Raw genomic sequence first — 15687 nt, 5'->3', positions numbered from 1 at the left:
GTATCGATATGAAAAGCGCAAGCTTGCACCACTTCAAGTGCAATGTCTTGCGCTTTTATTTTTTGCTTCCGCTTCTGCAGATGTGTGTTGCCATATTGCTTTTACGTCAACCTCTTCCTTATAATTGGCCAACCTATCAAAAGCCACGAACTGCTTAGAAGTCGTCAGATGCTAGGCGCGACGAGGACCGGAACGGAAGCGTACTGGTTGTACGCTGTAGTGAGGACCACAGGAGCAACGACGCAGATGGCGGCTTATAAGCAGTTCCCCACTTATAGGCGAATCTCAACCAATTGACGTATTGTTGGCACTAAGTACGGATCATAAATAAAATGCAAAAATAGGGTGAGAAATAGCCCGACTACAGCGCCGACTACCACGCCATTGATGCGTATCCATTGCAAATCATCGCCGGCTTTATCTTCAATAAAGTAGTTTAAGTCCTCATCCGTCAGCCTGTTTAGCGCCGTTTGCACAGCTTCACCAATTAAATGATGCTCGTTATCCACGATCTGTAGAATCAGTTCCCGGATGTAGGTTTCTACCTGGTTCATCATTTTCCGGTTGTTTTTAAACTTTTCCCAGTACTTTTCTATTTCAGTCATGATTGAATCAACTATGAACTGCCGCGAGTCACCCCGGCTGACTGAACCTGCCGGCGCCGCGGTTTGACTGCCGCCTAGCGAATGAAGGGCGCTGGCAGCTGCCGCCGCCAAAGGCTCGGAGAGATCAATACGGTTTAAAACGCCGTCCTTCCATAAGTCAGTTGCCGCAATCCAATTTTCGTTTGTTTCCAGATTTTCCACCACAACGGTCAATTCTTCACGAAACCAAAGCCAAATCGGGTGATTCTGCTCCACTCTCATTTCCGCTAATGCTATGATTATCTCATTCTGCAGAGCAATGGCGGCATCTACCAGATTCAAACTGTCCGTTTGTTCCATCACCCCGGTTAATACGCTGGCGAGCCACGTTTTGTTTGCTTCCTTCTGTTTAATTCCTTCAAGATAGAAAAAGATAGCTTCCCGTGTTTTAGAATCCCGTACCAACTCAATCAATTCATCCAAAATGGCTTCATACAACAATCTGTCTTTGTCTTCCCCCTGTGCCCAACGGGCGCCGGCAGCCGCATAAGTAGCGATTGGCTGCGATTTTAGAGCGTTTTTTATCGCCTGATTCAAATATTTGCCGACAACCGCCGGATTGATGGTAGCAATTGCCTCCTCAACGATCTGAGAGATGAACCGGCGAAGGCGTACGCCGGTCCTTCTGCTGTCAGCCTGCTTGATAATCCATTCCATCACTCTTGCTTTCTCTAACCGCGCTTTTATGGATTCCTTGCTCAAAAAGTCCCGCTCCACAGCGTTAGCCAACGCCGCTATAATTCGCTGCCGGTTACGCGGAATGAGGGCGGTGTGATACGGAAAGCCCAAAGGTTTACGAAATAATGCCGTCACTGCAAACCAATCGGCAATACCGCCAACCAGACTTGCTTCCGCTACGGTTAATAGCAGCCTGGCCCAAAAGCCGGCCGGATAATAATACTTAACGGCCACAGCCAGACTAAACACTAGGAAAGCGAGGGCAAGAATGATGTTGGCTTTCTGCTTGTTCATCGCGCCACCCCCAGCCAGGATGTAAGCAAAAACAGAAGCATCCCGGCAACACCGCCTACCACTGACCCGCTGATACGGATCATTTGCAGGTCATTACCCACTCTTGTTTCAATGTAGCATACCAGTTCATCACTGCTCCATCTTCGCAAATATCCCGCGACCATGCTGCCGATTTCCGTATGATGAGCGTCAATCCATTTACTTAGGCCGCTGTTTAGCATATTGTCAATTTCTTCCCGCTGGCTTGAATCACAGGCAACCCCGGACCAAAACTGTCCAAACTGTTCCATGATCTTGTTTGTCCAGCTGCGCATATTGGCCGAATTTTCGAGCAGTACAGTGCGCATTTCACAAAATAAGGCGGTCAGGTAATTTTCCAGCTCTGGCTGGAATAATATCTTCTTTTTTAACTTTTCGGCCTGCCGCTGAAACTCGGAATCGGTTTTTAAATCTTTAGCTAATTTCAGCAGCCACACCTTCATTTTGCGCCGTTCACACTGCTCAGGATCGTGAAGTTGATCCAAATAGGCAAGTAATTTTCCCTGGATAACCGCCGCTACCGTCTCGGGGGCAACATGTAAAAGGTTTTCAAGTATCCAGCTTGCCACTTTCCGCTGGTTCTGCCGGGAAGAGTAAGCCGCCATTGCTCGCCGGTAGATTTTGGCAATCAATTGAACGGTCTCTTCCTGCCGTGCCATCTGCTCAAATTCCCTTACCAAAAGATCGAGAAAACTATCGGCAAACCCCTCACGCACAGACCATTCCACAGCCTGCCCAACCAGAGGAGCCACTTTAATTTCGTCGGCATTGTCCTTTAAAAAATGAAGCAATGTTTTATGTACTTCATCCACGCGAATAGCGAAGAGAAAATCTTCAATCACATGTCCGAGAATTAATTGTAGACGCTCCCTGGCTTCAACAGCATTTCCATAGTGCAGTGCAAGTTCTGTCAAACTGATTTGCTTTAAAGTTAATTTGATATTATCCATTGACAACAGTTCTTTCTCCACCATTGTAACAATGGCTTCAAAAATTCGTTCCCGGTTGTTGGGAATCAAAGCCGTACGAAAGGGTATTCCCAGCGGACGGCGGAACAAAGCGGTAACGGCAAACCAATCAGCAATGCCGCCAATCATCGCCGCACTGCAGCCACTGACGACAACGCCGCCGATAAATGTTTCTTTGAATGGATAGCTCACCAAAAGGCCAAGAGTAACAGCAGCCAACGTAACCATGGCTGCCCGTTTATTGCTGCATTCGTTCATGAAAACACCATCACCACCGAGTATATTGTTTCCCAACCAAATGAAATACCCCATCAATTTTGTCCAATACAAAGATTACATAATTTAAATGTTAGTATTCCTCTATATCCTTACGCCAGACTGGTAATCCGCCTTACCGGCGTTTTGATTTCCTGCAAAATGTGCGCTACAATAACAGCAAATAGGAGTGAAAGGAAGGAGCTCAAAACTTCCAAACGCCTTTCCTATCGCTAGTCTTTTCCCCCGCCCAAGGGTCCGTCCCCCACACTCTCTGCTTAGCTGCCAATCAAATTGGCAGCTTTTTTTATCAGGTAATTAATCTTTTTTCCATTAGCCGTATCGGCAAAGGCAGCAAAATGAGGGCGGCGGCAGCCAGAATTCCCACATGCAGCCATAGTCCCGCATCCGGCTGACCCAAAGCCAGGGCCCGGCAAACCTCAACACTGTGATAGATCGGATTAAACCAGACAAGCGTCCCTACCCAGGACGGCATGGCGCTGATAGGGAAAAAAATCCCGGAAAACAGATGGCTGGGTGTGATGAACAAGGTGATGTAATAATTAAAGTTGTCGATGTTGGGAGTAAGACCGGTATAGCACATCGCCAGGATGGAAAAGACAACGCCCGGAACCACTAAGAATACGGGAATCAATAAAGCCCAGAAGGATTGTACGTTAGTCAACAGGGTAATTACAACCAATATGACTATGCCGAACACTATGCTTCTAAAAGTGCCATAGGCCAGTTCACCGATGACAATGTCCCGTACTGTCACCGGTCCTGCCAGCATAGCCTGAAAGGTTTTCTGGTAGTGAAGCCGGATAAAGCTTCCATAGGTGCATTCAAAGGTAGCGGCGAACATGGCGGAAGACGCTACCATGCCGGGAGCGATGTACTGGATGTAGCTCACCCCTTCCATCTGCTGGACAAAAGATCCCAGGCCGTACCCCAATGAAGTAAGATATAGGAATGGTTCAATAAAATTAAACATGACATTGGTCCACCAGATGCGGCGGAATACTGCCAAATGGCGCCGTAAAATTCGAAGTGCCGCGAACATATCTACATCGCTCCTCCCCGGTCGGTTAATTTTAAAAATACGTCTTCCAAGTTTGCCGGCCGCATAAAACAGCTATGCGGGGGAAGTCCCCATGCCGCAAGCTGATCCCATATGGTTTGTCCATCCCTGAAATATAAAAACAGTCCTTCCGCTACCTGAATAACTTCGCCGCCGGCTTGCCTAACCTTTTCGTTTATGCCGGCCGGTATACGCGACATGGGCAACCGGACTTCAATTACAAAAGGAAGAACGCAGCGGGAAACCAATTCCTGCGGACTGCCTTCATCGAGAATAATGCCTTTATGCATAATTACCAGCCGATCACAGAGTTGAGCCGCCTCCTCCATATAATGAGTCGTCAACAGCAGCGTTACCCCCTCTACTTTCAGGCCGCGAAGCTTCTGCCATACCAGATGCCTGGCCTGGGGATCAAGACCGGTGGTTGGTTCGTCCAGAATGACAACTTCCGGACGGTTGATCAGGGCCCGGGCGATAACCAGCCTTCGTTTGAGCCCGCCGGACAGCTTTTCAACATTATGATTTTCTTTGTCTTCCAGGCCCATAAAACGCAGCAGCTCATATCCCCTTGCTTTGGCCTCGGATTGTTTTAAACCGTAGATGCCGCCATAGATTGCCAGATTCTCAATGACCGACAGGTCAGGATCAAGATTATCCTCCTGCGGCACAACGCCCAGCCGTGCCTTTAGAGCGGGAGGAGTCAGACTTATTCGTTCGCCAAACAATTCCAGACTGCCTTCTTGTACTTTGGACATGCCGTAAATCATCCGCATGGTCGTCGTTTTACCCGCACCGTTATGTCCGATAAATCCAAAACATTCCCCCGGATAAATGGCAAAAGAAACCCCTTTGAGCGCCTGGAAATCACCATAAGTTTTTCCCAGATTCTCAGCCCGGATGATAGGAGTAAGATCACTCAACTTATTATTCACCCCTTCAAAAAAAACCGAACGTTAGAGAAGAAATGCATTCGAACCGCTTATTCTTTGCATTTAAAACTTTTGGGACAGTGATACCTCTATCATATCACTGTCCCTGAAAGTTTTTCCATATTAATTTAATTTTAGTATTACTCAGTTTGCCAAATGCCCCGAACTGCGTAGAAATCGTTAGATACCGTTGCATATGAAAAAAACTTATTGCAATGAAGTTTACTAGTTACGGTTCTACTATCATAGTCAGACCGCAGGAGCACGATTCTGATTTCGTTAGTGTTATCAACGCAAGTTAACTTATCGCAGATGACAGCAACGCAGATAGTGCGGCGACGCAGCATGACGGTTTATAAGCAGTTCCCCGCTTTAAGCAACCAAATTCCAATTTTATATATCGATATATTCATCCAACGCGCCACCGGGCAGCAGCATCGGCGAAACCATGTCGTCACAGGATATGTTGACTACGATCACCGCCGGTTTGTTTTGTGCCCACACAGTCGCAAACGCTTGGGTAAATTCGTCTTTGCTGCTGGTGGAATACGCTTGAATCCCAAAGGAATTGGCAAATAAAGTAAAATCTACGGCGGCTGGAAGGACGGCGGCGGAAAAGCGGCTATTGTAGAAAGCCTTCTGTTGCTGCCTGATCATGCCTAAGCCGCTGTTATTGATAATTAAGGATATAACCGGCAGTTTCTGAACAGCAACAGTGTAAAGTTCACAGCCAGTCATTTTAAAACCGCCGTCCCCGGCTATATGTACCACCCGTTTTTCCGGGGCAGCCAATTGTGCGCCCACTGCCGCCGGCAGTCCGAAACCCATGGCCCCGAGACCGCCCGAAGATAAAAAGTTGCGGGGACGTTCCACTTTAAGGTATTGGGCGGCCCACATCTGGTGCTGACCCACATCGGTCACAAAGATGGTGTCCTGACTAGCAGTCAGCCGGTTTAGTTCCTCCATAACCCATGGCGCTGAAAGACTTCCCGCGCAGACGGATACCGCCTGCTCCTCCTGCCAGGAATTAATGGTTTGCCGCCACTGGGTTCTAGACTGCTTTTCAACGTACCGGTTCAAGACAGCAAGCAAGCTTACCATATCGCCAACCAAGCCTAAATGGGCAGCCACATTTTTCTGAATTTCAGCCGGGTCAATATCAATATGAATAATAGCCTTACCTTGGGAATAACGGCTCCTGTCGCCGGTTACCCGGTCACTGAACCGGCTGCCGATAACAATTAGAACATCCGCTTCCTGTACTGCCCGGTTGGCCAAACGAAGACCATGGAGGCCGGTCATGCCAAGGTAGTTGCTGTGAGATGCGGGAAAACCGCCGATTCCCATCAGGGTACTGACCACCGGAATGTCGCCCTGCTCAGCCAGCTCGATTACACCCTGGCTGGCTCCGGCCGCTATGACCCCGCCTCCTACTAAAATCACCGGGCGAATAGCCGCATTAACGGCCGCCGCCGCTTGCTGAACTGCGCCATTATTATCCGGGTAGTGGCGCCTATGGCAATCCTTAAAAGAAATTTTATCCATACTATGGGAAAAATCAAATTGGGCCGCCTGTATATCCCGCGGCACATCTACCAGTACCGGACCCATCCGTCCGGAGGAGGCAATAGCGAATGCCTGTTCAATAATTGACGGTAATTTTTTTATATCTTTTACCAGAAAATTGTGTTTTGTTACCGCCATGGTAATACCGGTAATGTCAACTTCCTGGAAGGCATCCCGTCCGATTAGGCCGGTCGGTACCTGTCCGGTAATGGCCACAACCGGAACCGAGTCCATAAAAGCATTGGCCAGCCCGGTAACCAGATTGGTGGCTCCGGGCCCGGCAGTGGCTATACATACACCTACTTTGCCGCTGGCCCTGGCATAACCGTCGGCGGCGTGGGCGGCGCCTTGCTCGTGGGTAGTGAGGACATGTTTGACCGGCGCTTCGTACAATGCATCGTAGAGCGGCAATATGGTTCCGCCCGGGTAACCAAAAACGGTATTAACTCCCTGCTTGTGCAAGCATTCCACAATAGCCTGGGCGCCCGTCATCAGCATTTGATCGTCACCTCAATCCGCGTCATTGTCATACTGCGAACCATACTTAGTTACCTCCCGCCGCCTTGGCTACTTCCGGATGACCACAGACAGCCAGCATTCTGTTGATCGCATTCAGGTAAGCCTTAGCGCTTGCTTCTATGACATCGGTGCTGAGTCCCCGGCCGGTGAAGATTTTTCCGTCCCGTTCAATCCACACGGTGGCTTCCCCTAAGGCATCTTCCCCGGCGGTAACCGCCTTGATCTGGTAATCCTTTAAATCAACGGCAAATCCCACTGCCTGTTCAACTGCTTTAAAAGTGGCGTCAATAGGGCCGCCACCGCAGCTTGCCGCCTCAGATATGCCATGGTTTGACTGAAGCCGCACCGACGAGGTGGCGACGGTCTGATTGCCGCTTGCCACATGATGATATATAAGTTGAAACCATTCCGGTTTTTCAATCGTCTTTTCCGCAACCAAGGCTTCGATATCCCGGTCGAAAACCATTTTCTTCCTGTCGGCCAAATCTTTAAACTTAACAAACAGGGAATTAATCCTTTCCGGACCTAGTTCATAGCCTAAATGGCGCAGCCTTTCTTCAAAGGCATGCCGGCCGGAATGCTTGCCTAAAACCAGGGCATTCCGGCTAATGCCGATAGTCTCGGGACGCATAATTTCATAGGTGAGAGAATTATTCAGCATTCCGTGCTGGTGGATACCGGACTCATGAGCGAAGGCGTTATCTCCCACTACAGCTTTGTTGGGAGGAACGACAATTCCGGTGAGAGTGCTGACCAGCCGGGACGTCCGGTAAATTTGCCGGGTATCAATATCCGTACCGGCCTGATAGTACTCCTTGCGGGTATTAAGAGCCATAACCAGTTCTTCCAGCGAAGCGTTGCCGGCCCGTTCACCCAAACCGTTGATTGTGCATTCCACTTGTTCCGCTCCATTTTTAATTGCGGCCAGAGAATTGGCTACCGCCATTCCCAAGTCGTCATGACAATGTACGCTGATTACGGCCTGGTCAATGTTCGGCACATGCTGTCTGATATAGAGAATCAGCCTGCCGAATTCGTCCGGTGTGGTGTAGCCTACTGTATCAGGGACATTAATGACATTTGCCCCGGCGGCAATGACGCCGGCATATACCTGGCACAGATAGTCCCAGTCGGACCGGGAAGCATCCTCGGCCGAAAATTCCACATCCGGCACCAGGCTTTTTGCATAGCGTACCGCCTCTTCCGCCCGTGCCAGCACTTCGTTGCGACTCATTTTAAGCTTATGTTCCAGATGAATATCGCTGGTGGCTATAAAGGTGTGAATACGTGGACGATCGGAGTGTTTTACCGCCTGACCGGCGGTCTCAATGTCTTTTTGATTGGCTCTGGCCAGACCGGCGATAGTGGGACCCTTAACCCGCTGGGCGATTTGACTGACAGCATCGAAATCTCCTGGCGAGGCAATGGGAAACCCGGCTTCGATAACATCTACGTTCAGCTTTGCAAGGGCCAGCGCAATCTCAATCTTCTCTTCTGTCTGCAAACTTACCCCCGGCGTCTGCTCACCGTCACGGAGGGTGGTGTCAAACACCTTGATCCTGCGAGTTTCCATATTCATTACCCCTTCTTTCTCCAATTTATATTTTTGCCCCTCAATCACATCGAATCGTTCTTGAGGGGCCGAGTATCAAAAAAGACCATGTTGCCATTGCCTAGAACTGCCTAGAAATCGCCAAATTGCGCGTTACTTGTCCTATGCTGTAATGAGAATTACAGATTAGCGACCCACATCTGGCGGTTTATAAGCGGTTTCCACTTTAACAACAAGTAATCTTGTATCCGTTAATTTATCTACTGCCTCGAACTGCTTAGAAATCGTTAGATGCTAGGCGCGACGAGGACCGGAACGCAAGCGTACTGGGATGTACGCTGGAGTGAGGATCGCAGAAGCAACGACGCAGATGACGGTTTATAAGCAGTTCCCTACTTTAAGCCAAATAGTTACTTATGCTTTAAATTTCTTGAGCCACGTCATCATTTCCCGCAATTCTTTGCCTACCGCCTCTATTTGGTGCTCAGCTTCCAGATGGCGGCGGGCGCTGAACATCGGCCGGTTAGCCTGATTCTCGGAGATCCAGTTTTTAGCAAACGTGCCATTTTGGATTTCCGCCAGCACCTTTTTCATCTCTGCTCTGGTTTCATCAGTGACAATTCGCGCTCCTGTCATATAGTCGCCGTATTCGGCGGTATCACTGATAGAGTAACGCATGGCCGCCAGGCCGCCTTCATGCATCAGATCAACGATTAATTTCAATTCATGCAGACACTCAAAATATGCCACTTCCGGCTGATAACCGGCTTCCACCAGCGTTTCAAAACCGGCTTTTACCAGTGCGGAAGCGCCACCGCACAATACAGCCTGTTCACCAAACAGGTCGGTCTCCGTTTCTTCCTTGAAAGTGGTAACCAAGACTCCCGCCCGGGCGCCGCCGATTCCTTTCGCATAGGCTAAGGCCAAATCCCTGGCCTTACCGGAATAGTCCTGATGAACAGCCAGCAAACAGGGTACTCCATTACCTTCGGTAAACACCCGGCGTACCAAATGCCCCGGTCCTTTGGGCGCCACCATAAACACATCCACATTCGCCGGCGGCGTAATCTGATTGAAATGAATATTAAATCCATGGGCAAATGCCAGAGCTGAACCGGGTTTTAAATTGGGAGCAATTTCTTCCTTGTACACTTTTGCTTGTTTTTCATCCGGGATGAGAATCATAGTAATGTCAGCCTGGGCTGCTGCTTCACTCACTTTAAGTACAGGGAGTCCGTCGGCTTTAGCCTTGGCCGCCGACTTGCTTCCCTCGTGCAAGCCAATAAGGACTTTTACGCCACTGTCGGTCAGATTCAGCGCATGGGCATGGCCTTGGCTGCCATAGCCAATAACGGCAACTGTTTTGTTTACAATCAGATCCCACATAGCGTCCTGTTCATAATACATTTTGCTCATATTCGTCGCTCTCCTCAACTTTATAAATTGTATTTTCACCACGCTCCAGTGCCACCAGGCCCGCGCGAATGGTTTCCAGAATACCATATGGGGTAAGCACGTTGGCAAAAGCCTCAATCTTGCTTTCATCACCGGTAATTTCAAAAGTTATTGCCGTATCGGTAATATCCACGACAGATGCGCGAAATACTTCAGAGAGCTTTAACAATTCCCCCCGTTTGTCGCCGGCGTTTACTTTGATCAGCGCCATCCCTCTTGCAACCGAGTTTTCTTTTGGCAAAATCTGAACAGCGGCAACTTCTACCAATTTTTCCAGCTGGTATTTTATTTGGTTCATGAAAGTATGATTCCCCCGTACAGTCACCGTAATTCTGGAGTATTCCGGATCCTGAGTGACGCCCACAGTCAAGCTGTCAATATTGAACCCCCGCCGCGAAAACATACCGGCTACCCTGACCAGCACCCCAGGCTGGTTTTGTACTAATATGGAAATGATGTTTTGCATGGTTGCCACTCCCCTTTCTTTTTGGATAAAATAAAAAACCGCCCCTACCGGCAGACGTATCCGCCGGTAGGGGCGGCAATTCCGCGGTACCACCCTACTTTTACTCGTTGCAACACCCAAGACTCATCTTGGGTATCTGCCGGGTAACGTCCGGCTAACGCTTTTACCTAATGTATAATGACAACTCGCACTATACGTTTCAGCAAAAGAGTTCATGGGCGACGTAACGGCGTCAGCACCGCACCGGTTTACACCAACCACCGGCATCTCTGAAAGCGGCTTTTAGCTGAAGCGCTTTAACCCAATCATTACTTGTTTCATTATACGACTGCTTATAAACGCAAACGCCCATCTGCGTCGTTGTTTCTGCGGTTGCTTGCTTGCGTACAAACCCAGTACGCGGCACTGCGCAATCCTCGTCACGCCTAGCATCTGAACATTTCTAATCAGTCGCCAAATTTAAGTTGAAGATATAAGAAAACTCTGGGAAAATTTCTCACAAGCATTCAGTAAGAAACTTGCCGCAGAGTCTTTTTTACTCACGGTGTAACACGGGGCACCACGCCGTGCCATGCATCGCTCGGACCAGGCCTGTTAATCAGCGGAACCCTAGATGCGCTTTCTTACAATCATGTAACACTTTGTATCCATTATGCCAGCACGTTAGTTCCTTGTCAAGTGAAATACACGAACTTTTTTTGTTAAAGTTTGTTAATGCTACTACCAATAATAGCCGGGAACTGTACCATCCCTCTCAACAACCGCCGGATCCTGCTTATCTTCACCGGATATCAGCCTTTCCGCCAGCACTAAGTTATCCACTTTCAGTACTACTCTGGCATCCTGCGAACCATATGCAGCAAAAGCATACATATATTCAATGCTGACCCCGGCGTTGCTTAACAGGTTAATCAGTTCATATAGTCCACCGGGGTTATCACTCACAATCATGGTTAACACCGGCGTCAAACGAACGGTAAAACCGGATTCCCGCAATATATTTCTAACCCTTTCCGGTTCATTTACAATAATTCTGAGAATACCAAAATCGGCAGTGTCAGCAAGTGCCAGCGCCCGAATATTTACGCCATTGCTTTTTAAGGTTCCTAGGACTTCGGCCATCTTACCAGGCTGATTCTCAACAAATACGGACATCTGTTGAATGATCATCTTAGATTCCCCCTATACTCGTTATAGCTTCCGATTATCAATTACCCGCTTGGCCTTTCCTTCGCTGCGCTCGATAGTTTTGGAGCCAACCAGCCGTACAGTAGCAGAGACACTTAAAGCGCTGGCTAATTCCGATTTAATTTTATGTTCTAAGGCTTCTAATCTTTTTACTTCATCAGAAAATAAATCGTCAGTCACCTCTACCAGAACAGTCAGACAATCTAAGTTATCCTTGCGGTCGACAATTAGCTGATAATGAGGCGAAGTCTCTCCAATACTTAAGAGAACAGTTTCCACCTGAGACGGAAATACATTTACCCCTCTGATGATCAGCATATCGTCGCTCCGGCCCAGAACCTTGCTCATGCGGACAAGCGTTCTGCCGCATGAGCAGACCTCCCGCTCCAGCATGGTAAGATCACGCGTACGGTAACGTATCATGGGCATTCCATCTTTGGTAAGGGTTGTCAGCACCAATTCCCCTTTTTCACCGTCAGGCAGTACATCGCCTGTTACCGGATTGATAATTTCCGGATAAAAGTGGTCTTCATTAATATGCAGTCCATTCTGCGCCAGACATTCGCAGGCAACCCCCGGGCCAATGATTTCGCTCAATCCATAGATGTCAACAGCCTTTATACCCAGCTGTTCCTCGATCTCGCCCCGCATACGTTCCGACCAGGGCTCCGCCCCAAATACTCCTACTTTCAGCGAAGTCTTGCGCGGATCAATCTCCATTTCCCGCATAGTTTCCGCAATGTACAAAGCATATGAGGGAGTACAGGCGATAGTGGTGGTGCCAAAATCTTTCATCAACATGATTTGTCTGGCAGTATTGCCGCTAGAGATCGGGATGACCGAGGCGCCAATAAGTTCCGCACCGTAATGTACGCCCAGCCCCCCTGTAAACAGACCGTAGCCGTAAGCAATTTGTACGAATGATTGCTTGGTGACGCCCACACCGGTAAGAGCACGGGCCATTACTTCGGACCAAATACCAATGTCCCGCTTGGTGTAGCCTACTACCGTCGGCCGGCCGGTAGTTCCGCTTGATGCGTGAATGCGAATAATCTCGGTTGGTGCGACGGCAAAGAGACCGTAAGGATAATTATCCCGCATATCCTGTTTAACAGTAAAGGGAAGTTTGGCTATATCTTCTAAACTATTGATGTCTTGTGGTAACAAACCTTGTTCCTGCATTTTGGAGCGGTAAAAAGGCTGCTGCCGGTATATCCGGTCCACCAGTTCCTTTAGCCTGCCTGCCTGCAAAGAACGCAGCTGTTCCCTTTCCATGGTCTCTGCCGGTTGATTCCAATACAAAGTATTTCCCCCTCATAGGCCAACTATAAGAAAAGGCAAAAGACCCTAGGGAAATTCCGTACTAAAAAGTCCGGAACTTTCCGCTAGGGCGTTTTGTACCCACGGTGTTGGCTCGCGTGAGCCCTGTGCCGCTCGGACCAGTCACCACACTTGGCCGGAACCCTAGACACACTTCCTGTTTGGCACGGCCGACGACAGACCATTAAATTCTGCCGCCGAACGGCTCTGTATACAGTATTATGTGTTTAATATAGCAAATATCCTCTATTCATGTCAAGAATTAATTTGTGAAAAAATTATTTTGGAATATTCAATCAATATACCCCGCTTAGAGCATTAAAGCAAGGTAAGGCAGCGCCTATTCCATCTGAGGTCTCAGCTCAATCTCAGCCTGGAAAACGATCACAGCAAAACAAAAGCACCCACTTTCATGAATGCCTTTATCAACCGGCAACTACCTAATCTCCCGGGCCGTTTCCAACCAAGTCCTCCGTGTTTACGCGATAAATCCAGCAAGTGTAGCACATGTACTTGGAGACTCTTATCTGCGACACGCAGGAGACATTCAGAGATACGTTAGTATCTTCCACAGGCGTTTAAGGGCTTAACCTGGGGGCTAGTAATTATCTTTAAGGAAAAACAAAAGCACCCACATATCGTGAGTGCCTTTATCAACCGGCAACTACCTAATCTCCCGGGCCGTTTCCAACCAAGTACCTTCGGCGTTTAAGGGCTTAACTACTGTGTTCGGTATGGGAACAGGTGGATCCCCTTAGCTATCGCCACCGGATATTTAATTCAGGTAAACATTCCATAAAGGATCTATTCCCTGAAAACAACACAGAAGAAAGTTCGCATTTAGGATTAATGATGTTCCTCGCGCTAACGCTCGGAACTAAGCGACTCACACAAATCTTTTTGCTCGCTATCACTCGCAAAGATTTGGTTCGCTGCTTAAGTCAAGCCCTCGGCCTATTAGTACCAGTCAGCTCAATGGATTGCTCCACTTACACACCTGGCCTATCTACCTTGTCTTCTGCAAGGGGCCTTACTTCTTTCGAATGAGAGACCTCATCTTAAGGCTGGTTTCACGCTTAGATGCTTTCAGCGTTTATCCTTTCCCGACGTAGCTACCCAGCTGTACCCCGGGCGGGATAACTGGTACACCATTGGTCAGTCCACTCCGGTCCTCTCGTACTAGGAGCAGTTCCCTTCAAGTCTCTTGCGCCCGCGATGGATAGGGACCGAACTGTCTCACGACGTTCTGAACCCAGCTCACGTACCACTTTAATGGGCGAACAGCCCAACCCTTGGGACCTACTTCAGCCCCAGGATGTGATGAGCCGACATCGAGGTGCCAAACCTCCCCGTCGATATGGACTCTTGGGAGAGATTAGCCTGTTATCCCCAGGGTAGCTTTTATCCGTTGAGCGATGGCCCTTCCACTCGGTACCACCGGATCACTAAGCCCGACTTTCGTCCCTGCTCGACTTGTCTGTCTCGCAGTCAAGCTCCCTTCTGCCTTTGCACTCTGCGCGCGATTTCCAACCGCGCTGAGGGAACCTTTGGGCGCCTCCGTTACTCTTTCGGAGGCGACCGCCCCAGTCAAACTGCCCGCCTGACACTGTCCGGAAGTTCGTTACTCTTGCCGTTAGAATTCTAGTAAAGAAAGGGTGGTATCCCAACATCGACTCTACACATACTGGCGTACATGTTTCTTAGTCTCCCACCTATCCTGTACATTCTTTACCAAAATTCAATGTCAGGTTGCAGTAAAGCTCCATGGGGTCTTTCTGTCCAGTCGCGGGTAACCTGCATCTTCACAGGTATTTCAATTTCACCGGGTCCCTCGTTGAGACAGTGCCCAAGTCGTTACACCTTTCGTGCGGGTCGGAACTTACCCGACAAGGAATTTCGCTACCTTAGGACCGTTATAGTTACGGCCGCCGTTTACCGGGGCTTCAATTCATACCTTCGCTTGCGCTGAGCATTCCTCTTAACCTTCCGGCACCGGGCAGGTGTCAGCACCTATACGTCAGCTTTCGCTTTAGCAGGCACCTATGTTTGTGCTAAACAGTCGCTTGGGCCTCTCTTTTGCAACCTACTTATGCTCCTACCGTTTCATGTATTCACACTATAGGCTCCCCTTTTCCCGAAGTTACGGGGACATTTTGCCGAGTTCCTTAACGAGGGTTCTCCCGCGCACCTTAGGATTCTCTCCCCGCCTACCTGTGTCGGTTTGCGGTACGGGCTCCCTTTGTCTCGCTAGAAGCTTTTCTTGACAGTGTGGTCCCGTTAAGTTCGCCGTTATTGCTAACAGCTCCCCATCGCTTCTCAGGTTTTAAGAAAGCGGATTTCCCTGCTCTCTTCCCTACCAGCTTAGACGCGACTTTCCATCCTCGCGCTTAACTTCCCTCCTGTGTCACTCCCTTGCTCAATCGACTCCGGGCGGTACTGGAATGTCAACCAGTTGTCCATCGCCTACGCTTCTACGCCTCGGCTTAGGTCCCGACTTACCCTGAGCGGACGATCCTTCCTCAGGAATCCTTAGGCTTTCGGTGGGAAGGATTCTCACCTTCCTTTTCGCTACTCATACCGGCATTCTCACTTCTTATCAGTCCACAGTTCCTTCCGGTACTGCTTCTACCCAATAAGAACGCTCCCCTACCCAGACTTGCGTCTGCCATAGCTTCGGTTCCGTGCTTTAGCCCCGGACATCTTCGGCGCACAATCTCTCGACCAGTGAGCTAT

At 49.1% G+C, this 15687-nt stretch carries 10 protein-coding genes and 2 rRNA genes (1 of these 12 cut by a window edge); all 12 read right to left on the bottom strand.

The features are described from left to right. Nucleotides 1-272 precede the first annotated feature (272 nt). Complete coding sequence (locus MAMMFC1_RS07545; protein WP_126307832.1) at nucleotides 273-1616, bottom strand: DUF445 domain-containing protein; 1344 nt, start codon at nucleotides 1614-1616, stop codon at nucleotides 273-275. After that, nucleotides 1613-2917 carry a DUF445 domain-containing protein gene (locus MAMMFC1_RS07540; RefSeq protein ID WP_158618682.1) on the bottom strand — a complete coding sequence of 435 codons (1305 nt, stop codon included), beginning with the start codon at nucleotides 2915-2917 and terminating at the stop codon, nucleotides 1613-1615. The genes MAMMFC1_RS07545 and MAMMFC1_RS07540 overlap by 4 nt, the downstream gene beginning before the upstream one ends. 271 nt (nucleotides 2918-3188) lie before the next feature. Further along, nucleotides 3189-3941, bottom strand: a complete 753-nt coding sequence (locus MAMMFC1_RS07535) for an ABC transporter permease (protein WP_126307828.1) — start codon at nucleotides 3939-3941, stop codon at nucleotides 3189-3191. A 2-nt stretch (nucleotides 3942-3943) separates the two neighbouring features. Next, nucleotides 3944-4891: an ABC transporter ATP-binding protein gene (locus MAMMFC1_RS07530; RefSeq protein WP_126307826.1), complete on the bottom strand. Its 948-nt coding sequence runs from the start codon at nucleotides 4889-4891 to the stop codon at nucleotides 3944-3946. A 390-nt stretch (nucleotides 4892-5281) separates the two neighbouring features. Beyond that, a complete protein-coding gene (gene ilvB, locus MAMMFC1_RS07525) occupies nucleotides 5282-6946 on the bottom strand; it encodes a biosynthetic-type acetolactate synthase large subunit (RefSeq protein WP_126310506.1) in 1665 nt (554 codons plus the stop codon). A gap of 52 nt (nucleotides 6947-6998) precedes the next feature. Beyond that, on the bottom strand, nucleotides 6999-8546 hold the full coding sequence (locus tag MAMMFC1_RS07520) for a 2-isopropylmalate synthase (protein ID WP_126307824.1): 1548 nt from the start codon (nucleotides 8544-8546) through the stop codon (nucleotides 6999-7001). A gap of 393 nt (nucleotides 8547-8939) precedes the next feature. Continuing rightward, a complete protein-coding gene (gene ilvC / locus MAMMFC1_RS07515) occupies nucleotides 8940-9941 on the bottom strand; it encodes a ketol-acid reductoisomerase (protein WP_126307822.1) in 1002 nt (333 codons plus the stop codon). Continuing rightward, entirely contained in the window at nucleotides 9922-10446 is a 525-nt protein-coding gene (gene ilvN, locus MAMMFC1_RS07510) for an acetolactate synthase small subunit (protein WP_126307820.1), read from the bottom strand. Before ilvN ends, ilvC begins: the two co-directional genes overlap by 20 nt. 720 nt (nucleotides 10447-11166) lie before the next feature. Further along, the gene (locus MAMMFC1_RS07505; protein ID WP_126307818.1) at nucleotides 11167-11616 is read right to left on the bottom strand and encodes a hypothetical protein; all 450 of its coding nucleotides are present in this window, start codon (nucleotides 11614-11616) and stop codon (nucleotides 11167-11169) included. 21 nt (nucleotides 11617-11637) lie between these two features. Then, nucleotides 11638-12936, bottom strand: coding sequence for a phenylacetate--CoA ligase family protein (locus MAMMFC1_RS07500; RefSeq protein ID WP_197723941.1), 1299 nt, complete (start codon nucleotides 12934-12936; stop codon nucleotides 11638-11640). Nucleotides 12937-13609: 673 nt separating this feature from the next. Continuing rightward, nucleotides 13610-13726: ribosomal RNA gene (gene rrf / locus MAMMFC1_RS07495) — 5S ribosomal RNA — on the bottom strand. A 165-nt stretch (nucleotides 13727-13891) separates the two neighbouring features. Next, nucleotides 13892-15687: ribosomal RNA gene (locus MAMMFC1_RS07490) — 23S ribosomal RNA — on the bottom strand (it continues 1109 nt past the right edge of the window).

It is taken from the genome of Methylomusa anaerophila (assembly GCF_003966895.1).
Taxonomy (GTDB): domain Bacteria; phylum Bacillota; class Negativicutes; order Sporomusales; family Sporomusaceae; genus Methylomusa; species Methylomusa anaerophila.
This window is presented reverse-complemented; position numbering and strand designations above follow the sequence as displayed.

What these genes read in the sequence shown, in the direction of transcription:
- MAMMFC1_RS07545 (WP_126307832.1), bottom strand. Translation starts at nt 1,616, where the DNA reads ATGAACAAGCAGAAAGCCAACATCATTCTTGCCCTCGCTTTCCTAGTG.
- MAMMFC1_RS07535 (WP_126307828.1), bottom strand. Translation starts at nt 3,941, where the DNA reads ATGTTCGCGGCACTTCGAATTTTACGGCGCCATTTGGCAGTATTCCGC.
- ilvB (WP_126310506.1), bottom strand. Translation starts at nt 6,946, where the DNA reads ATGACGGGCGCCCAGGCTATTGTGGAATGCTTGCACAAGCAGGGAGTT.
- MAMMFC1_RS07520 (WP_126307824.1), bottom strand. Translation starts at nt 8,546, where the DNA reads ATGGAAACTCGCAGGATCAAGGTGTTTGACACCACCCTCCGTGACGGT.
- ilvC (WP_126307822.1), bottom strand. Translation starts at nt 9,941, where the DNA reads ATGAGCAAAATGTATTATGAACAGGACGCTATGTGGGATCTGATTGTA.
- ilvN (WP_126307820.1), bottom strand. Translation starts at nt 10,446, where the DNA reads ATGCAAAACATCATTTCCATATTAGTACAAAACCAGCCTGGGGTGCTG.
- MAMMFC1_RS07505 (WP_126307818.1), bottom strand. Translation starts at nt 11,616, where the DNA reads ATGATCATTCAACAGATGTCCGTATTTGTTGAGAATCAGCCTGGTAAG.